This window comes from Paenibacillus sp. 7516 (genome assembly GCF_002272715.1).
Taxonomy (GTDB): domain Bacteria; phylum Bacillota; class Bacilli; order Paenibacillales; family Paenibacillaceae; genus Paenibacillus; species Paenibacillus illinoisensis_A.
Genome location: NZ_NPBI01000009.1, coordinates 1 through 19,587, shown reverse-complemented (window position 1 = coordinate 19,587; position 19,587 = coordinate 1). Strand labels below are relative to the sequence as shown.

General features: G+C 45.4%; 17 protein-coding genes and 1 tRNA gene. 15 read left to right on the top strand and 3 right to left on the bottom strand.

From position 1 onward, the window contains the following. Positions 1-88: 88 nt before the first annotated feature. From CHI14_RS09065 to CHI14_RS09030, 8 genes are all read left to right on the top strand, one after another. A complete protein-coding gene (locus CHI14_RS09065) occupies positions 89-1,273 on the top strand; it encodes a methyl-accepting chemotaxis protein (RefSeq protein WP_095288116.1) in 1,185 nt (394 codons plus the stop codon). A 222-nt stretch (positions 1,274-1,495) separates the two neighbouring features. Continuing rightward, a complete protein-coding gene (gene pstB / locus CHI14_RS09060) occupies positions 1,496-2,251 on the top strand; it encodes a phosphate ABC transporter ATP-binding protein PstB (RefSeq protein WP_095288115.1) in 756 nt (251 codons plus the stop codon). 64 nt (positions 2,252-2,315) lie between these two features. Next, a complete protein-coding gene (gene phoU / locus CHI14_RS09055) occupies positions 2,316-2,975 on the top strand; it encodes a phosphate signaling complex protein PhoU (RefSeq protein ID WP_095288114.1) in 660 nt (219 codons plus the stop codon). A 222-nt stretch (positions 2,976-3,197) separates the two neighbouring features. Further along, complete coding sequence (polA, locus tag CHI14_RS09050) at positions 3,198-5,852, top strand: DNA polymerase I (protein WP_095288113.1); 2,655 nt, start codon at positions 3,198-3,200, stop codon at positions 5,850-5,852. A 113-nt stretch (positions 5,853-5,965) separates the two neighbouring features. Then, complete coding sequence (mutM, locus tag CHI14_RS09045; RefSeq protein WP_095288112.1) at positions 5,966-6,796, top strand: DNA-formamidopyrimidine glycosylase; 831 nt, start codon at positions 5,966-5,968, stop codon at positions 6,794-6,796. A gap of 192 nt (positions 6,797-6,988) precedes the next feature. Next, complete coding sequence (locus tag CHI14_RS09040) at positions 6,989-7,744, top strand: manganese efflux pump (RefSeq protein WP_095288111.1); 756 nt, start codon at positions 6,989-6,991, stop codon at positions 7,742-7,744. Between the two features lie 9 nt (positions 7,745-7,753). Then, positions 7,754-8,350, top strand: coding sequence for a dephospho-CoA kinase (gene coaE, locus CHI14_RS09035; protein ID WP_095288110.1), 597 nt, complete (start codon positions 7,754-7,756; stop codon positions 8,348-8,350). After that, positions 8,347-8,910 (top strand): lytic transglycosylase domain-containing protein, encoded by a 564-nt coding sequence (locus tag CHI14_RS09030; protein ID WP_095288109.1) that lies wholly within the window; start codon positions 8,347-8,349, stop codon positions 8,908-8,910. The genes coaE and CHI14_RS09030 overlap by 4 nt, the downstream gene beginning before the upstream one ends. A gap of 151 nt (positions 8,911-9,061) precedes the next feature. On the opposite strand, the gene CHI14_RS09025 is transcribed toward CHI14_RS09030, so the two are convergent. Next, the gene (locus CHI14_RS09025; protein ID WP_095288108.1) at positions 9,062-9,286 is read right to left on the bottom strand and encodes an alpha/beta-type small acid-soluble spore protein; all 225 of its coding nucleotides are present in this window, start codon (positions 9,284-9,286) and stop codon (positions 9,062-9,064) included. Between the two features lie 113 nt (positions 9,287-9,399). On the opposite strand from CHI14_RS09025, the gene nrdR reads away from it, so the two are divergent. The 5 genes from nrdR (at position 9,400) to CHI14_RS09000 (ending at position 13,540) form a co-directional block, all read left to right on the top strand. After that, a complete protein-coding gene (gene nrdR / locus CHI14_RS09020) occupies positions 9,400-9,867 on the top strand; it encodes a transcriptional regulator NrdR (RefSeq protein ID WP_095288107.1) in 468 nt (155 codons plus the stop codon). Between the two features lie 187 nt (positions 9,868-10,054). Continuing rightward, a tRNA-Ala gene (locus CHI14_RS09015) sits at positions 10,055-10,127 on the top strand. 392 nt (positions 10,128-10,519) lie between these two features. After that, positions 10,520-11,329 (top strand): alpha/beta hydrolase, encoded by an 810-nt coding sequence (locus CHI14_RS09010; protein ID WP_095288106.1) that lies wholly within the window; start codon positions 10,520-10,522, stop codon positions 11,327-11,329. Positions 11,330-11,377: 48 nt separating this feature from the next. Continuing rightward, positions 11,378-11,899: a MarR family winged helix-turn-helix transcriptional regulator gene (locus CHI14_RS09005; protein WP_095288105.1), complete on the top strand. Its 522-nt coding sequence runs from the start codon at positions 11,378-11,380 to the stop codon at positions 11,897-11,899. Positions 11,900-12,181: 282 nt separating this feature from the next. Further along, positions 12,182-13,540 (top strand): FAD-binding oxidoreductase, encoded by a 1,359-nt coding sequence (locus tag CHI14_RS09000; RefSeq protein WP_095288425.1) that lies wholly within the window; start codon positions 12,182-12,184, stop codon positions 13,538-13,540. 184 nt (positions 13,541-13,724) lie between these two features. Here the strand turns inward: CHI14_RS09000 and CHI14_RS29920 are convergent, their stop codons facing one another. Continuing rightward, positions 13,725-15,893 (bottom strand): sigma-70 family RNA polymerase sigma factor, encoded by a 2,169-nt coding sequence (locus CHI14_RS29920; protein ID WP_170948065.1) that lies wholly within the window; start codon positions 15,891-15,893, stop codon positions 13,725-13,727. A gap of 241 nt (positions 15,894-16,134) precedes the next feature. Between CHI14_RS29920 and CHI14_RS08990 the strand changes: the two genes are divergently transcribed. After that, positions 16,135-16,980, top strand: coding sequence for an AraC family transcriptional regulator (locus CHI14_RS08990; protein WP_095288104.1), 846 nt, complete (start codon positions 16,135-16,137; stop codon positions 16,978-16,980). Positions 16,981-16,993: 13 nt separating this feature from the next. Further along, positions 16,994-17,464, top strand: coding sequence for an NUDIX domain-containing protein (locus CHI14_RS08985; protein ID WP_170948064.1), 471 nt, complete (start codon positions 16,994-16,996; stop codon positions 17,462-17,464). 634 nt (positions 17,465-18,098) lie between these two features. Here CHI14_RS08985 and CHI14_RS08980 read toward each other — a convergent pair. After that, positions 18,099-19,313, bottom strand: coding sequence for a hypothetical protein (locus tag CHI14_RS08980; RefSeq protein ID WP_095288102.1), 1,215 nt, complete (start codon positions 19,311-19,313; stop codon positions 18,099-18,101). Positions 19,314-19,587: the final 274 nt, after the last annotated feature.

Genomic DNA, 19,587 nt, shown 5'->3' with positions numbered 1-19,587 from the left:
GGAGTAGCATGAACTTGTCCGAGTGATTCTTAGGACCTACATAACCCATCTCAGGACAGAGCTCATACGTAAAGGAGATTGCGCATTTATGCCCATGTTGCTCGAAGAGAAGCCTGATCTATCCGTAGAAGATACATATAAGCATGAGGAGGACTCGATTCGTTTAACTCAGGATGATCTTACAGAATTAACCCTTAACAACCAAGTATCCATCCGAGAATACTGCCGACAGGTTCCCATGGTGGGGGTGCATACCACCTGTGGAGAGGCTGCTAGCATATTGAGTCAGGAACAGAAATATCCATGTGTAGTATTGGGTGATGATCAGAATCGCCCGCTGGGGTTATTGATGCGGGAAACCTTGTATCGAATACTGAATGGGCGTTTCGCCGCGGATTTGTTTTATCGCAAGTCCATATCACATGTTGCTGATTCATCTCCGGTAGTCGTGGATGTACTAGCTGATGCGCCAGAAGTGATTGATGTAGCCTTGTCACGAAGTGAGGAGCATTTCTATGATTGCATCATTGTAACGGAGGAGAACAGGCTGCTTGGCGTATTAACCATGCGGGATCTCATGTCCCTTTCCAGAAGGATGCAGCACGAGGCTGGAGAAGAGCGTGTTCACACCATTACTGAGAGCCAGAAAGAGATATCCCGGATTCATGAGTCGATTACGAAACTGGTTCAATCCGCTGGAAAGACAGGAGAAGATGCGAAACAGATTATTCAATTGTCTGAACAGGGCGCAAGCAGTCTTATACAGGTTGAGGCTTCGTATAACCGCGTACATCAGCACATGGGAGGACAGCGCCAGCATGCGAATGATATGCTGACCTCAATAGAAACCGGAGCGGGCATGGCACGTTCCATTCGTTCTCTGGCCGATCAGAGTGCGTTGCTTGCGATGAATGCTTCCATAGAAGCAGCTCATGCTGGCGAGTATGGGCGAGGCTTCCAAGTGGTGGCTGGTGAGATACGGGCCTTAGCTAAACAAACTCGTGAGGTTGCAGGAGATATGTCCTCCTTGCTCGAAGGGATCGGTGAATTAACCAGACAAACCGTTGAACTGGTTCGCGCCAGTGCTGCTGAAATTGACGACAGCTCTGCACATGTTACCGAAGGAAGTGCAGCTTTCAATCGTTTAAACTCCGCCGTGGAAGGTATGCTGCATATTGCTTCCAACATCTCAGAGGAAGGCAAGCAGACTGGAGAAGTGGCGGATTATATCCGAAAAAAACTGGAGTCTATGATTTCCGGGGGAGAATTGTAAAACAAAGATAGACATCATTTACCATCTATGATCGTAACGGGAAGGTCATGGCTTGTGAAGGATGTCTTTTTTACATTCCGTTAACATGAAAGTGATACTCTTTTTACAATAAGAAGGTAGGATATTAAGGATGACCGAGAAGCTGAAGATTATTGATCTGGCCTCGGCCTCAACGTAAAGGGAGCTTGGTTTGTCCCTCCAGCGAAGGAGAAGTGAACATCCATGAAGGAACTCATTCACATTGAAGGACTTAATTTGTACTATGATACGCATCATGCGCTTAAAAATATATCGATGGACCTGCCGGAACGAACTGTAACTGCATTCATCGGACCGTCAGGTTGTGGTAAATCCACGCTGCTCCGTACATTAAACCGGATGAATGACATGATTCCGGGAGTACGTGTCGAGGGACAAGTTCTGCTCGATGGATCGGATATCTACAGTAATGAAATCGAAGTTGAAACGCTGCGCAAACGAGTAGGCATGGTGTTTCAGCAGCCTAACCCATTTCCAAAATCAATCTACGATAATGTCGCATACGGCCCCCGTTTGCACGGTGTTACCCAGAAGGCGGAGCTGGACCAGTTGGTTGAACAAAGTCTGGTACACGCTGCATTGTGGGATGAAGTCAAGGATGTACTCAAGAAATCGGCACTTAGTCTGTCCGGCGGTCAGCAGCAGCGTCTCTGTATTGCACGAGCCCTCGCGGTACAGCCTGATGTATTGCTGATGGATGAAGCCACTTCGGCCCTGGACCCCATCTCGACATTAAAGATCGAGGAACTGGTCAAGGAACTGCACAACAAGTACACCATCGTCATGGTAACCCATAACATGCATCAGGCTGCCCGCGTATCGGGTAAGACTGTATTTTTCCTGAATGGTGAAGTTGTGGAGGCCGCTGATACAGAAACGCTGTTCTCCACGCCCCAGGATTCCCGAACCGAGGATTATATATCCGGACGGTTCGGTTAAGCAAGCTGAATTCGAACGAACCCGGCGTATCCGGAGATGATGGACAAGGGGGACATGGAAACCTATGATTCGCAGGAAAGAATTTGATCAGGAGCTTGAAGAGCTTCGCATTTTGCTTCGGCAAATGGGTGAGCATGTAGGAACGGCATTGGATGGTGCCATTGAGAGTTTACGGACATTGGATGCCGAGAAAGCTCAGGTCATCATCAAGAATGATGCGAATCTGAATGCGCTGGAAGACAAAATCATGGAACTGGGCTCCAAGCTGATTATTACCCAGCAGCCAGTCGCGAAGGATTTGCGCCGCATTATTGTGGCGTTCAAAATCTCAAGTGATCTTGAGCGTATGGGCGATCTCGCCTTGGACGTTGCCAAAGTTACGCTTCGTATGGAAGGCCAGGAGCTGATTAAGCCACTTGTGGATATCCCGCGTATGGCGGAAATCGTCAAAGAGATGATTGATGAATCCATCGAGTCATTCCTGAAGGAAAATACGGATCTGGCTTACAAAATGGCACAAACGGATGACCAGGTTGACCAGTTGTACAGTCATATGATTGGCGATCTATACAGTTTCATGACCTCTCATCCAACTCAGGCTTCTCAAGCCATGCTGCTCATGTTGGTAGGACGGTATATTGAACGCATAGGCGATCATGCAACCAACATTGGGGAGAGCACGGTTTATCTGGTAACAGGTAAGCGCCCGGATTTGAACCAATAATCAGTAACGGCAAATCATTGGAATTGGGGACGATTTGCTGCAAAAACAAGGGACTTTCTCCCGGCGGCCTGCAAGCGACAGGCTGTCTGTGGAGAGAGTTCTTTTTTTGCTGGATGGAAAGTGTAAAAAGATGCCCAATCTTTTTTGTTGTAACAGGTGTGTATGTTATCATGAGAGTAGATGTACTTGAGGGTTTGACCATACGATACGTGAGGTGCTGGAATGGAAAAGTTTATTCTCATAGATGGAAATAGCATTATTTACCGGGCGTTTTTTGCAATGCCCCCTCTGACGAATTCAAAAGGACTGCATACCAATGCGGTGTATGGCTTCACCACCATGCTGCTCCGATTGCTGGAAGAGCATAAGCCGACCCATGTTATGGTGGCATTTGATGCCGGCAAGGTCACTTTCCGTCACGAAGGATATCAGGAGTATAAGGGTGGCCGTGAAAAAACACCACCCGAGCTGTCGGAACAGTTTCCATTACTCAAAGAATTGCTGCAAGGACTGGGTATTGCCCAGTTTGAGCTGGCCGGGTTTGAAGCGGACGATATCATCGGAACGTTAACCAAACGCGCAGACGAGGCTGGAAGACAGGTATTGGTTGTATCGGGTGACAAGGATATGCTGCAGCTTGCCTCCGAACATGTACATATCGGTCTCACGCGCAAAGGGGTAACGGAAATCGAACTGTATGACCCTGCTCAAATTAAGGAACGGTATGGTCTGACGCCACTTCAAATCATCGATCTCAAAGGCCTGATGGGCGATGCGTCGGATAATATTCCGGGTATTCCGGGAGTTGGAGAGAAGACGGCTTTGAAACTTCTGCATCAATTCGGTTCTGTCGAGGAAGTATTGAACGGCACAGGTGAATTGAAAGGTAAAATGAAAGAGAAGATTGAGGCACATGCCGAAGATGCCCGGATGAGCAAACAGCTGGCGACCATTCACCGCGAAGTACCACTGGAGCAAACCTGGGATGACATGCAGTTCGCCGGGTTAAAAGAAGAACAGGCGGGGCCAGCACTGGCCAAGCTTGAATTCAAATCCTTGCTTGAACGCTTGTCATTCAGTGGGAGTGCAGGCTCTGCAGCTGAAGCGGTACCGGCTGCAGAAGTTGAATCTACGATTGCTACAGAAGACACGATTGGCGAGCTGTTTGACTCCCTTGAATCCATCGATGTACTCCACGTGGAGACCCATGGTGATAATCCGCATCAAGCGAAATTGATTGGGGTAGCGATTGGATCGGGTAAGACGTATGTCTTCCTGTCCCCCGAAGTATTAAACGCTGAAGCTGCAGCCCGGGTGCGAGAATGGCTTGGTAACCCGGACAAGCCCAAACGTGGTTATGATCTGCACCGCGTCGATCTGGCTCTGCACGCGCATGGTCTTGAATTCGCCGGAGCATCCTTCGATGTGCAGCTTGCTGCCTACTTGCTTGACCCGACGGAATCCAATCAGACCATTAGCGGCTTGACTTCGAAGTATGGCTTGCCTTCCTTGGCTGAAGACGACACGGTTATGGGCAAAGGTGCAAGATACAAGGTGCCTGATGTAGAAATCCTTGGCGATTTCCTGTGCCGTAAGGCTGCTGCCGTGGCTGCCATTATTCCTCTTCAGGAGCAGGCACTTGAGAATGATGAGATGAACGCGCTCTTTCACGAATTGGAGATGCCGTTATCACGCATTCTGGCAGACATGGAGAAACAGGGGATTAAAGCGAATACAGCAGATCTCCAGGCCTTGGGCCGTGAGTTCGAGGAACAGATCAGCAGGCTGATGGCGGAGATTTACCGACTTTCCGGTACGGAATTCAATCTAAATTCCCCCAAACAACTTGGTGAGATTTTATTCGATAAGCTCGGCCTTCCTGTGGTGAAGAAAACCAAAACAGGTTATTCTACCGATGCAGAAGTACTGGAGAAGCTGGCTCCGTATCATGATGTGGTACAGCTGATCCTTCAATACCGTCAGCTTGCGAAGCTGCAATCCACCTATGTAGAGGGTCTCCTCAAGGAAATTTCGGAACGGGACGGCAAAGTCCATACGTATTACCGGCAAACGATTGCTGCGACAGGGCGTCTCAGCAGTCAGTTCCCGAACTTGCAAAACATTCCGATCCGTATGGAAGAAGGACGCAAAATCCGGAAGGTGTTTGTTCCTTCCGAGCCAGGCTGGTCCATTTTGGCGGCCGACTATTCGCAGATTGAATTGCGTGTACTCGCCCATATTTCGGATGACGAACGGCTCAAGGAAGCTTTTGTTCATGATATGGATATTCATACTAAGACAGCTTCTGACGTATTCGGAGTGAAAGCCGAAGAGGTGGACAGCGACATGCGTCGTTCGGCCAAGGCTGTTAACTTTGGAATCGTGTATGGCATTAGCGACTACGGGTTATCCCAGAATCTGAACATTACCCGTAAAGAGGCAGCCCAGTTTATCGATCAATACTTTGAAGTGTTCCAGGGCGTTCGTCGATATATGGACGATATTGTGAAGGAAGCACGCCAGGATGGCTTTGTCAAAACGCTGCTGGAACGCCGCCGCTACCTGCCGGAGATCAATGCAAGCAATTTTAATCTGCGTTCCTTCGCTGAGCGTACAGCGATGAATACCCCGATCCAGGGGACAGCCGCAGATATTATCAAGCTTGCCATGGTGCAGATGGATGAAGCGCTGCGTGAACGCCAATTGAAGAGCCGCATGCTGCTTCAGGTACATGACGAACTTGTATTCGAAGTACCTGCGGATGAGCTGGAGCTAATGAAGGAGCTGGTCCCATCCGTTATGGAAAAAGCATTGGAGCTCTCGGTACCGCTTAAGGCAGAAGTCAGTTTCGGGGAAAACTGGTACGAAGCCAAATAACAACTGGTGTGGATTTCCGTTATTTTACAAACATTTCCTCACAAGGATTCGACATAAGAAGGGGTCCCGCTGAAGCTCAACTTCCGTTATAATATAGGGGAGGTGAGAACATCATGCCGGAATTACCGGAAGTCGAAACAGTCAGAAGAACATTGAATCAGCTTGTTGTAGGTAAGACTATTGAACGCGTAACTGTTAACTTGCCGCGCATTATTCAGCGGCCGGACGATATAGATGCATTTGCACTGGAACTCGCAGGACACACCATCATCGGAGTGGAGCGCAGAGGGAAGTTTTTACGGATTTTGTTGGACGGGCTGGTATTGGTCTCCCATCTGCGGATGGAAGGTCGATACGGCGTATATGAGCAGCACGAAGAAGTGGAGAAGCATACCCATGTTATCTTTCACTTCACAGATGGCACGGAATTGAGATACAAGGACGTACGTCAGTTTGGAACCATGCATTTGTTTGCAGCGGGCGAAGAGCTCGTATCCAAACCTTTGTTGAAGCTCGGCCTTGAGCCGCTGGATCCGGCATTTACCGTGGCTGCATTTCGTGAAGCTGTTGGTAAACGGACAACCAAAATCAAGGCTGTATTGTTAAATCAGGCATACGTCGTTGGCATCGGGAATATTTATGTGGACGAAGCCCTTTTTCGCGCAGGCATTCATCCCGAAACCATTGCCAAGACGCTGACAGAAGCCCAATTGACGGTGCTGCACGAGGCTATTGTAGCCACCCTGCAGGATGCCGTGAATGCAGGCGGATCCTCCATCAAATCGTATGTTAATGGACAAGGTGAGATGGGCATGTTTCAGCATCAACTGAAAATCTATGGTCGCAAATCCGAGCCTTGTACAACGTGTGGTACATTGATTGAGAAAAGCGTTGTTGGTGGTCGCGGGACGCATTATTGTCCGAAGTGCCAACCACTAAAGTAACCAAAGAAGATACAAATTGAAATTGTCGTTTACACGTTTACGGTTTGAATTTGTACCGGAATGAACGAAATGATTAAAACGTAGCACCCATGGATTACTCCCTCCATATACTGATATGGCAGAAATAAGCGGGCGAATACCTACCTGTAACGGTAGGTGGAAACGAGTTCCCGCACAGGGGAGGAATCCGGGGTGCTGCATCATTTTATTTCATTGCTGGCGCTTGCTTTGGCGCTTAGTTTAGATGGTTTTGGTGTCGGGATTACATACGGGCTGCGCAGGACGAAGATCCCGCTGTTATCCATTGCTGTTATCTCCATTTGTTCGGGGTTGGTCATTGCGTTGTCCATGCAGGTGGGAGTACTGTTATCCCATGTGGTATCTCCTGATGTGGCTTCGTTCGTTGGTGCGGTTATTCTGATTGCCATCGGTGCGTGGTCATTAATTCAGTTGATCCGTAAGCAGGGGAAGGATCGCCTCGAATCGGAAGAGGGAACGGAAGCAGTCGGAGATAAAGAGCAAGCAATCAATTCAGCGCCGGTCAAAGGCAGAAATCAAGTGCTGGCACTTGATCTTGAACCATCTGCATCCGGTGGATCGCTGGAACGCATGGTATTTACACTGGAACTGCGGAAATTAGGTGTCGTCATTCAAATATTACGCAGTCCTTCCAAAGCGGATATGGACAATTCGGGTAGCATTTCTGCCCAGGAGGCAATGTGGCTTGGAATCGCTCTGTCACTGGATGCCTTCGGTGCAGGGCTCGGAGCTGCTTTGCTCGGTTTCCCCACATTGTGGACTGCACTTGTCATCGCGCTGTTCAGTGGCGCATTTCTGTTAATCGGCATGAAAGTCGGATTGCGCTTTTCAGCGCTGCGCTGGATGAGAAGACTGTCCGTACTTCCTGCGTTGTTACTGATGATTATGGGAATAATGAAGCTGTTATGAGGTGAAACGATGAATATTGGCTTAACCGGCGGGATCGCAACGGGAAAGAGCAGTGTTTCCGCCCTTCTTGCCAGTAAGGGAGCGCTGCTGATTGATGCAGACATGATTGCCCGGGAGGTCATGATGCCCGGGCATCCTGTTTTGGCTGCCGCTGTTCAGCGGTTTGGACAAGCCATATTAAATGAAGACGGGACACTGGACCGGAAAAAGCTGGGCAGCATTGTGTTTCAAAATCCCGATGAGCGTAAAGCCCTCGAGGCTATTACACATCCGGCTATTCGCCAGGAGATGCGGGAACGTGCTGCTGCATATGAAGAAGCCTATCCGGACAAGCTGGTGGTATCGGATATTCCTTTATTGTTTGAATCCGGTCTGGAAAAAGGATTTGATGAGGTTGTCGTTGTTTACGTCCCAAGATCCGTTCAGCGGGAGCGGCTGATGAGTCGGGATGGCATGACAGAGGAACAGGCTGACGCCCGTATTAATGCACAGATGGATATTGAACATAAGAAGCAGCGTGCTGACGTGGTCATTGACAACAGCGGCTTATGGTCGGAGACGGAGCAGCAGGTTATTTCATTTTTGCAGCATAAGGGTCTGATATGAGGTTACTGCGCAAGAAACGGATACTGCTGTTGATGTTTGTTTCATTTGTATTGGTGCTGTTCCTGAATACAAACTGGATGGCGTGGTTTTATCCAATTCATTACAAGGAAGAGATTCGTGCGCAGTCTCAGAGCTATGAGGTGGACCCTTTCCTGATCGCTTCCATCATCAAGGTGGAAACCAATTTCAAGACAAGCAAAGAATCCAGAAGAGGTGCCATCGGGCTGATGCAGCTGATGCCGGATACGGCCAACTGGATCATGGAGCAGGCTAAAATTCCCGGGACCTCGTTAGAGGAGCTGAAGCATGAACCGGGCAGGAACATTCAGCTTGGGACATGGTACCTGCGTAACCTCTCAGAACAGTTTGACGGGAATGAGACGGCCATGATTGCTGCTTACAATGCCGGACCAGGCAAAGTAAGTGGATGGATCAGAGATGGTGTCTGGGACGGCTCATTCGAGACAGTCAAGGATATTCCTTTTGGAGAAACCCGGCACTATGTACAACGAGTCATTTATTATTATAATCAGTATGTAAAGATCTATCATACGTTCTAATAGCTGATTGCTTGGATTATGCGGTAGTCTAGAGTACAATCGGTTTGAATTTTGATATCGTATGTCTTATTTAATAGTAGAAGCACAGAGCAGGCCGGTTATTCACCGGCCGCTCCATGCTCCTCTGTCTAAACGTATTACAATGCAGATATTATTGGTATTGACCTGCCAATTGCTGTTCTGCAATTGTTACCAGACGTTTCGTGATGTATCCACCGATCGAACCGTTCTCGTAAGAAGTCATGTTACCTTGGTATCCGTCTTGTGGGATGCTGATTCCGAGTTCTTGAGCAACTTCATATTTCAATTGCTCCAGTGCTGCGGAAGCGCGAGTTACTACCAAGTTGTTGGAGTTACCGTTGCTGTTTTGGGCCATTGCTGTTCACCTCCTCGCGGTTGGTAAAAGTATTATGTGTCTTCAATGCGATTTTCATAACTAGAAGTGACAGGGAATTTATGGTAAAAGAAAAACATGGGAAGTGATCTGAGTTGAAATGTCCTTATTGCGCCTATCTGGGTACAAAAGTTCTGGATTCTAGGCCTGCTAATGAATCAAAATCCATCCGCCGTCGTCGTGAGTGCGAGCAGTGCAGTCGCCGTTTTACAACGTTTGAAATGGTCGAAGAAACCCCGTTGATCGTCATCAAGAAAGATGGCAGCCGTGAAGAGTTTAGTCGCGACAAAATTCTCCGTGGCCTTATCCGGGCTTGTGAGAAACGTCCTGTCTCTGTAGAAACGCTGGAGATGATGGTTTCCGAGGTGGAGAAGTCACTGCGCAACACTGCTGAAGCTGAAGTGGAAAGCCGCCAAATTGGTGAGCTGTTGATGGAGCAATTGTTCCCCGTTGATGAAGTGGCCTATGTGCGGTTCGCATCGGTGTATCGCCAATTCAAAGACATCAATATGTTCATGAAAGAACTGAAATCGTTGTTGTCCAAAGAGGATCTCGACGATTAAAGAAGTGGATTAAGGGAGAAGAGCAGTCTGGGCTTGTAATTATGAGTGTTCTTGTCTGTACAGAGGTTGTTCTTCTCCAAACACTTTGCGTTCTGAAAAAGTTATTGACAGCTAAAGCTGCATTTTATATGATATAGGAGTCGCCTGTGGAACTTCGCTGAAGCGGACAAGTACATATATATAATGTGGGGCCTTAGCTCAGCTGGGAGAGCGCATCGCTGGCAGCGATGAGGTCAGGGGTTCGATCCCCCTAGGCTCCATACTCGAAAACCTCTTGGTATCCAAGAGGTTTTTTGCTTTTTATGGATTTCTTTTACCCGTGTCTGTAGCCAAAATGCTCATATTGTTTTATTTCAAATATGATCGCATTTTAAACTTGAGACGAAAGGCATTAAAAAAACGGGGCGGAGTCTACATTGATAAGGCTCCGCTCAGTGCATAAATCCCTTTTTAATTTTTATGTAAACGCTTAAAAATTTGATGGACAATAGCGCAAGACTGATGTTATATTGTTTCTGTAAGAAACAATATAATCTTCATAGGAAACTAAATTTTATTGGATGAGTGGATATGACAATGCTAACTAAATGTGCTCAAGGCTCAATGATGTAATCTTCTGATGCTTTAGCACCATGAAAAGGATGGGATGAGTATGAACCACAGTGAGACAACGATTAAATCATTTGACGGAACACAGCTATATTTCAGCAAGGATACAGTCGAAGAGGCGAAGGCAGCTGTAGTCATTGTTCATGGGTTGTGCGAGCATGCCGGGCGTTATGACGAGTTGACGATGCACTTAAACAAACGAGGGTGTAACGTATATCGATTCGACCATCGTGGTCATGCGAGATCTGAAGGAAAGCGTACATTCTACAGTGATTTTCACCAAATCATCGAGGATGTGAATGTCGTAGTTGATAGGGCCTTGCAAGAGAGCAGTGACCTCCCAGTATTCGTCATTGGGCATAGCATGGGCGGATTTGCAACCTCATCATTTGGCACGAAATATCCAGGCAAGGTCAAAGGTATTGTTTTATCAGGAGCACTTACCCGTTATAATACGAAGGTTGCTGGTGAACTGCCGCTAGATCTTCCTACTGGGACGTATTTCCCGAATGAGCTTGGCAGTGGAGTATGCAGTGACCCTGAGGTTGTATCCGCTTACGCAAGTGACCCACTGGTAGAGAAACAAATTTCTGTGGATCTTTTTAATAGCCTGGGGAACGGCGTGGCTTGGTTAAAAGAACATGCCAAGCAGTTTGTGGACCCGGTGCTCGTTCTGCATGGAGCAAACGATGGGCTGGTGAGCGAGCAGGATTCACGTGAATTCTACGGGGACATCGCCTCGACTGACAAAACGCTGAAGATCTATGCACATCTCATGCATGAAATATTTAATGAACCGACTAGACATGAAGTCATAGAAGAAGCCATTACATGGATTGAAAAACATATCTAATTTCAGTAGAGTAAAGGAAAGAGAATCTAAATATGAAAGGGATTACTCATGAAATTAGATTGGATGGGCGACCATCGGACCCTGATTGAGAAAATTATCAAATACGGTAATGCATATTCGAACACCTATAAGCTGCAGCGAAGCTATGGTACGGACATGATGTTCTCCGCCTCTCAGATCCAGACCCTGGAATATATTCTGGAAGCAGAGGATAAGGAGGAGAAAATGTCAGAGATGGCCGCACGTTTGGGCGTTAGCCGCAGTACATTTTCCAAGAATGTGAAGAATCTGACGGAAAAAGGATTGCTCGAAAAATACCATTTAAGCGGTAATCGCAAAGATATTTATGTCAAACCTTCGGCGAAAGGGCGCGAAGTATATGCAAAGTACACTGAATTTGTCCGTGAGCTTTGCTTTGACGATATCTTTAAGCATGCTGACCAAATTTCAACAGCCGACAAGGAGAGTTTTATTCGCATTATGGATCTGTTCGCAGATGTGCTGGTTTGGTATGGTGAGAAGGAACAGGAACCGCGCAAACTCATTAAAATTGATCCGGGCAGCGATTAAATTCTATAGTTGTCGATGTAAATTCATCGTTCAGGTCAGCTTGTATGGATTGTGCTCTAACAAAAGGGAATTTTCTTTCAAGGTATTTAACTTGAAGGGAAATTCCTTTTTGTTTATATTAATTTACATTTTAGCATGAAACGAGTTGATATATGCTCCAATTCAAATCAAAAGCACGAAACTCAGGCTCCAGCCCATTCCCTCCGCGAATGTCCTTCATACAGTATAAGGTGCCTATATCGCATGACGGAAGAACATTGGCTCAAGAGGGAGTGGGGAAAGTTGAAATTGAAAACGGAGCTTACGGGGAGAGTTATTTTCAAAGGAGATCCGGGGTATGAAGCCGCGCGGAAGAATTGGGATCCTCATACCGACAGATATCCTAAAGTGTTTGTCTTTGCCAAGAAAACGAAAGATGTTTCTAATGCCATCAAGTGGGCTCGGGAAAATAAGGTGCCCATTCGGCCAAGGAGTGGAAGACACTCTCTGGAGGTGAATCTTTCACAGGTAAACGGTGGAATTGTCATCGATGTGAGTGATTTAAATACAGTGAAGCTGGACAAAAAGAAGGGTACAGTCGTTGTGGGGACCGGCAACCGTGTGGGAAGAATCGCCAATATGTTGGCACGACAAGGGTTTATCGCTCCCTTCGGTGACAGCCCTACAGTAGGAATCGGCGGTATTACATTAGGCGGGGGAATTGGACCTCTTCAGCGATCCATTGGTCTCATCAGTGATAACCTGCTTGAAGTCGAGATGGTCGATGCCAATGGCAAAGTCATCCGTGCAAGCAAAAGCCGTAATCCAGACCTGTTCTGGGCTTCACGCGGTGGTGGAGGAGGTAACTTTGGTGTGTACACCAAATATAAATTCAAAGTTCACCGAGCTCCAGCCAAGGCGACCGTATTTCGCATCACTTGGCCATGGAATCAATTCGAAAAGGTATTTAAAGCATGGCAAAATTGGGCTCCCTCCGTTAACTTCAAATTGGGCAGCGAGTTATCCATTGGACCCAAAAAAGGTGGTAATGTTAGCATGGAGGGCTTGTTTCTGGGTTCCAAAACAGAGGCACTTCGTTTGCTAAAACCGATTACGAGTGTGGGAACACCCACAAATTCAATTATCCGACTGGTGCCTTACCCGGAAGCAGTAAAGTTCCTATTGCCTCCTGATCCAGTGCTCACACAAAGGTACAGCAACCAATTCTCTTCTGGCTTTGCCAAATGTCCGTTTCCTGATAAAGCTATGAAGCCCATGCGGGAATTTTTGGAGAACGTGGAAGGAGAAGATGCCGGCTTCTTCTTCCTTAACTGGGGCGGTGCCGTGAGCCGTAAGTCGCCCAAATCAACTGCATTTTACTGGCGCAAAGCGAAGTTTTATGTGGAATGGAACAGCTCATGGACTAAAGCATCCGAAGCCGCCAAAAACATCGCTATCGTTCGTACAACCCGCAAGAAACTGCAGCCATTCATTGTCGGATCCTATATTAACGTTCCAGATCAGGGAATTAAGAACTCAGGGCCGGTTTATTATGGAGCCAACTATGCCAGATTGCGGAGAGTCAAAGCTAAGTATGATCCAAAAAATGTGTTCAATAATCCGCAAAGCATCATTCCAGCGAAGAATGCAAAGGTAAAATAGCAAGGTTACAGATGCATCAGCTTAGCAGAAGGACAGAACGGTTGTGAAGCGACATATCAGACGCAGCCATCTCAGATCTGGAATCGATAATTAAACTAAGCTTAGTATAGGAATAAGAAAAATGCCCTTGAACAAGGGCATTTTTCTGCGCAATCGTTTTTTCAACTTGGATAAGGTTTGGTTACTATTTATTGCTATTAAGTGGAATTCGCAAATCTCCATCTGGCTTCTTCGTCGTATAGTTCGATACATAAAGATCAATATCTTCACCCTTAAAATCTTGGAAAACTTCTGTATGTTTATTATCTAAATCGTTGAAATACAGCGGCGTTAAATATTGCTTTTCTCCCTGATCAAGGAAATAAGTCTGGTTGATCCCGCCAAATGTAGACTCAGGGCTGGACGACCCAACGTACAGGTTCCCATCCTTGAGATAATAAGTCCAGTTGATAAGGAACCCTGCGTACTCCCTTGTTACCGTTTGTGGCTGAGTCGAAATATTCGTTAGTCGAATAGACGTCTGGTCACCAGCGTGCTCATCAACTCTGTCCTTCGCAATCAAGGTTACGGGTTTGTTGGCCACAGAACTTACATCTATGAGAGATGAGTCGAACTGCTCAAATCGCAATTCGGTCTGGTTAGGATTCAACGTGCCTTCGAGAGAAACGTAGCCTTCCAACACTCTGCCGCCCACTTCCAACTGATAAGTCCGATATGGCAGTCTGTAGTAGTCTTCTTGATGATCAATAGTTAAACGAATCTGGGTTGGCGTCACCACTAGGCTACTGATTTTAGCCTCTCCATCCAATGACTGCAGTGGAATATCCATTTCTTTCTTAACAGAACCTGTTTCCATCTGCTGTCTAGACAAGGAGAGATCGACATTCCAGGTTCCATCTGTTCGCTCTTTCTCATGTGTATATGTGAAGGTGAAATGATCTGCTCTCTCTTTGAACTGCTGCTCGTTAAAGATTTGCGTGCTGGAGTATGCTCCCGTTGCACCTTCTGTGCCGTAGACTGGGCTTTCGGTTTCTTTAAACATGTTCCCGTTTGGATCATAAGCTGTGATTCTGGCCCAAGTCTGTTCCTTCAATGCCGTATCTGTGAAAGTCACGTTGGAACGAATCATGATTTGATCTTCCGTGTGCTGGAAGGATTGTACTTCTACCGCTTCGATTCCGTCCTTTTGTATATTAAATTTCTGAGTATTATTGTCCTTGGGATCGAGTGTAATGTCCTCCTGAATGTCTTGTAAATAACGAACACCTGTAATGGCGAATTGTAGATCGGATTGGTTCTCTGACATCACCCAGTCCGTTTCGAAGTATCCCTGATACACACCTTGCTCTTCGTTCCATTGTTGATAATAGTGTCCTTCAATAGGTGTACCCTCACTGTCTTTCAAGACCATCTGATCATATCTGATTTCTGCTCCGTCTGTTTCCATGCCAGGTTTAATCGTATAGAGAAGGACTGTTCGGTTATCATCCACAAAAGCGTTATGCACCGTTAAGGTCACTCCGTGAGCTGTGACGCTTTGTTCAATAGACTGACCATATCCCGCTTGGAGAGCTGACTCAATTCCGGACTTATGGGAGACGACATCACTCCAATCATATTGAAAGGCTGCATATACCGGAGTGGCCATTACCGCTACAGATACACCGAGGACAATAGCAACCTTCGTCTTACCCCGTTGCGATCTTTCCTTGAGCTGATCTGCTACCCGAAGCTCGTCCTTCTGTATGCTGTTAAACATCTTATCAAAATCCGGATAGTCAATGTGGTCTGAATGTTTCATGTGATTCTTAACCTTGGATTCTACTGTATTCAAAACAGTTCTCCCTTTCATGTTAACCTTCTCGTAGTACTCCAGTTTCTTTCTCATCAGTTTGAGAGCCTTGTGCAATCTGGATCGAACGGTACCCTGACGTATATTGAGGATTTCCGAGATTTCAGCAACAGATAGATCACCAATGTACCGTAGGGTTACAACACTTCGCAGCTTGTCAGGCAATTGGCGCAATTGCTGTTCCAATTCAGCGAAGGATAACTTAGCCATAACCATCCCATCGACCGAATCTCTAGTAAGAGCCTCGTGTTCATGCTGCTTCTGTAGATGGTCTTGTTTGTCATTTTTGACTTTGTTCTTACGAATGACGTTGAGGCAATGATTCATGGCGATTCGCATAATCCAGGCCTTGAGATGTGTAACATTTCTCCAGTCCTGTCGAAACACAGTTACAAACACATCATGGCATACATCCTCGGCATCCTGGATATTTTTGAGCATATACAAGCAGGTACGATATACATCTTTGTTGTAAGAATAGAAGAGTTCGTGCTCGGTCACTTCCGCTGCTCCTTTCTTGTTGGGATATATAATAGACAAGTGAGCGCCGAAAATGATTCACTTTTTTTATCCTGTCTCTTGAGGAAGAACATGCTAAGATAATCCATTATGGTTGATTCCTCATGAGTTGAACAGATTAACAGTTACCATAAAGACTCGGACCGGACAGATCACAGCAAATCATGACAGGCCGCAAAACAAGTATTCCTCTATTATAGAAATCAAAGGAGTGGTCAACCGTATGAACTGGATTGAATCGTTGCAGAAGGCTATACAGTACATCGAAGAGCATCTACTCGAAAATGTAACGATAGAGCAGATCGCAGCACAGGCGCATATCTCGCCTTTTTATTTTCAACGTACGTTTACGCTGTTAACAGATGTTACCGTGTTCGAATATATACGGCGGAGACGATTAACACTGGCAGCACATGAACTTGTACAGAGTGAACAGAAAATTATTGATCTGGCGTACAAATACGGGTATGACACTCCTGAATCTTTCTCCAAAGCTTTTCGCAGACAGCATGGGGTTGCACCAAGTGAGGTACGAAAAAGCAGCACCTCCGTTAAATCGTATAATCGCTTGGCTATTCAAGTAAGTTTAAAAGGAGCGGAACCGATGGATTATAAAATTGTTGAACAGGCGGAATTTACGTTAGTTGGAATTAAGCAAGCTTACTCTTATGCAGATGGAGAGAATTTAAGGGGAATCCCTAAAATGTGGGAAGAAGCCTATGCGAACGGAACAGAGGATCGTTTATTGGCTTTGAATAATGGAGCTATTCAAGGATTACTTGGAGTCTGTGTCGATCAGACCGAGATCGAGGAGAAGCAAATGGAATACTGGATTGGTACGGCGTTTGATGGTGAAACACCTGAAGGACTGTCATCCATCACCATTCCTGCTTCCAAATGGAGTATATTTGAAGTAAAGGGGCCTCTGCCTGAGAGCTTGCAGAATCTATGGAAACAGATTGTTTCCGAATGGTTTCCATCTAATCCTTATGAGCATGCCGGGACACCCGAATTAGAGGTTTATGCGGGCCCTCATCATGCGCCACAAATCTGGATACCAATTAAATAAGGGAGTGAACGTTATGACTTCGAAATTTCATCACTTGGCAAGGGGAATTATAATCAGTCAGGATCAGGTTCTGCTCGCCCATGCCATTGGTCATCAAAATACGTTCTTGCCAGGAGGTCACATTGAATTTGGTGAAAGCGCACCGGATGCCCTAAAAAGAGAAATTGAAGAGGAACTGGGGTTGTCATGTTACATCGATGGATATTTAGGCTCCGTAGAGCATCGGTGGGAGAAAAATAAAGAGCTACACTGCGAAATGAACCAGGTTTTCAGAGTGAAAGTCCCTGAACTGGATGTGTTACAATCTCCTGTATCCCTTGAGTCTCATATTGAATTCTATTGGGCGTCTGTGTATGAGCTATCTGGACATCATTTGCAGCCCTATCCATTCCGTAAGTTAATTCCACAGCTTGTCAGAGGAGATACATCGATATGGTGGGAAAGTACGTTGAAGGATGGCTTAACAGAGGACAATATCGAATAGGTTCTACTCTAGTTAGGGGAGAGTAAGGACTTCACTCCGTTTAATGTTATTTTCTATATTTTTTGAAGATGGAGGTGTTCAAAAGCCTTTCAATACCCTTCATCAACACCTTAGTTCAACATCTTTGTTCAACACCATTTTTTAAAACCATAGATTAACACCTTTAATTAATACCTTTTTACAAGCAACAAAAGTGTCTCAAAAGGCTTGATCCATAAGGGCTTCTGTATCTGGATAAATTTAGATATAGAAAGCCCTTATTTTTATGCAAAATGATAACGCTAAGGTACACATCAGGAAACGCCAAACCAACACTAGATGTATTGAAATACCCATTAACGATCAATACATCCAAATGAACAAAATCAATATAAACATTACCTTTATTAAAAAACACATGTGATAAAACGTTATCCACAGTTTTAGTGGCGGAATTGGAATTCACAGGAAGTTATGAGATCACTTCTATTCCGCTATTGAAAGTGCAAATCTAACTAAATCCAACTAAAAGCTCATAATAACGGTGGAGTAGAAAAAACAAATAGCAGTCATTCTACTATTCGTAGAACCACTGCAGCACAAGTTAGACTGAAATGAATGATAAGATGCACAAATAAATCTAACCCTATAGAAATTAGACGATGTACGCTTGAGATCGAGTATTTTTTTGTCTATTCATATACTTCTCAATTTCCATCTTGATCTCCAGAATAGGAGCTGGAAGAGTTCTGATCCGGTAATAATGCTGGATGAACCATTCCGGATGTTGTCTGAAACGATTAAGCCAGCACGAATGGATGAAACGAAGTTTGTCCCACACTTTAACTTGTTGGCTATGCGCTGCTTCGATTAGTTCTTGATTCATTATGGAGATCTCATCATTAGCAGAGAGGTTGGTCTCCGCCATGTGTTTCTTCTGCTTGATCTGTTCAAGCTCCACAGATAGTTGTACCGCATAATTTAACTCGGCTGATTCCATAACGGACCGAAAATAAGCACTGATCTCATTCAGTTCATTCTTTTCTTCATTCACAATATAGGATGAATCTTCTCTGTAGATCATGTTAAAGAAGGTCTGTGACCGTCTTTTATAATTTTGGATGCTAAAGAGAGCATGGTCGAAAATCTCAGTAGCATACTCATATCCAAATTTCGCATAGTAATCTTCCATGACTTTTGCTATTTGCCAAACTGCTTTCCGGGATATAAAGTCACAACAAAAACGATGCTTCATCAGCTGTTTGGTCACCCACAGCTCAGCACCTTCAGAATAGATTTCACCCATGTTAATCCATTTGGAGTGAACGTTTAGTACCTGGAAGTTTTCAGTATGTATTTTGATCTTCAGATACTTGGATGCCTTCTTAAGAATCGTGATCGCTTCTTTTGGCGTACGTATGTTAAGCAGTCCAGTTGGTCCATAAAGATCATTGATATAACCCCAGCGGAAATTGCCTGGAATATAGATAAGCTCTTTGCCAACATAATGAAGCACAAAGCGTTGAACATTTCGGTCCTCAGACAGAAACTCATCGCATGTAAAGAAGGCAAAATTTTTGGCATAGAGCGTTTCCTGTGAAACTTCCGCCTGATCACGTACAAAGATATAACGGTCAAAAAACAATGTACCAGCGTTATTGTAATGAATAATACCCTCGAGTTCTAACTTGTGGAGAAGAATTCGGATTCGATAAGTGGAGGTACCCATTCGTTTAGCGAGTTCGGTCTGAGAAAGAGGAACTTCTCCGCCATATGCGCAAACGGTACCCAGCAGGAGTTTAAGTTTGAAAAGCAAACGAGTATCATGATGTAGGGTCTGTGCATCGAATAGATCAGGATGGTGTTTCATCTGCGCCTCTCCTTAACTCCCAACTGTAAAAATGGGTATGGAAAATAAGGGTTTTGGCTTTTGTTTTTTTAGAAGACATGCTATAATGAACACATCAAAAAAGAAGCAAGACCAAGACCCCGACTTTTCGTGGTTTTAATAAGTGCCAGTCGCCAAACTATCCACTTATTAGAACGATATCGTTGGGTTCTTTTTTTATTTTAACAGAGCTTTTTATTAGCTTTCCATTTACTATAAATAGATTATAGCATCCGTCTATTTAATTGGGAACACC

What these genes read in the sequence shown, in the direction of transcription:
- CHI14_RS09065 (WP_095288116.1), top strand. Translation starts at nt 89, where the DNA reads ATGCCCATGTTGCTCGAAGAGAAGCCTGATCTATCCGTAGAAGATACA.
- pstB (WP_095288115.1), top strand. Translation starts at nt 1,496, where the DNA reads ATGAAGGAACTCATTCACATTGAAGGACTTAATTTGTACTATGATACG.
- phoU (WP_095288114.1), top strand. Translation starts at nt 2,316, where the DNA reads ATGATTCGCAGGAAAGAATTTGATCAGGAGCTTGAAGAGCTTCGCATT.
- polA (WP_095288113.1), top strand. Translation starts at nt 3,198, where the DNA reads ATGGAAAAGTTTATTCTCATAGATGGAAATAGCATTATTTACCGGGCG.
- mutM (WP_095288112.1), top strand. Translation starts at nt 5,966, where the DNA reads ATGCCGGAATTACCGGAAGTCGAAACAGTCAGAAGAACATTGAATCAG.
- coaE (WP_095288110.1), top strand. Translation starts at nt 7,754, where the DNA reads ATGAATATTGGCTTAACCGGCGGGATCGCAACGGGAAAGAGCAGTGTT.
- CHI14_RS09030 (WP_095288109.1), top strand. Translation starts at nt 8,347, where the DNA reads ATGAGGTTACTGCGCAAGAAACGGATACTGCTGTTGATGTTTGTTTCA.
- CHI14_RS09025 (WP_095288108.1), bottom strand. Translation starts at nt 9,286, where the DNA reads ATGGCCCAAAACAGCAACGGTAACTCCAACAACTTGGTAGTAACTCGC.
- CHI14_RS09010 (WP_095288106.1), top strand. Translation starts at nt 10,520, where the DNA reads ATGAACCACAGTGAGACAACGATTAAATCATTTGACGGAACACAGCTA.
- CHI14_RS09005 (WP_095288105.1), top strand. Translation starts at nt 11,378, where the DNA reads ATGAAATTAGATTGGATGGGCGACCATCGGACCCTGATTGAGAAAATT.
- CHI14_RS08990 (WP_095288104.1), top strand. Translation starts at nt 16,135, where the DNA reads ATGAACTGGATTGAATCGTTGCAGAAGGCTATACAGTACATCGAAGAG.
- CHI14_RS08985 (WP_170948064.1), top strand. Translation starts at nt 16,994, where the DNA reads ATGACTTCGAAATTTCATCACTTGGCAAGGGGAATTATAATCAGTCAG.
- CHI14_RS08980 (WP_095288102.1), bottom strand. Translation starts at nt 19,313, where the DNA reads ATGAAACACCATCCTGATCTATTCGATGCACAGACCCTACATCATGAT.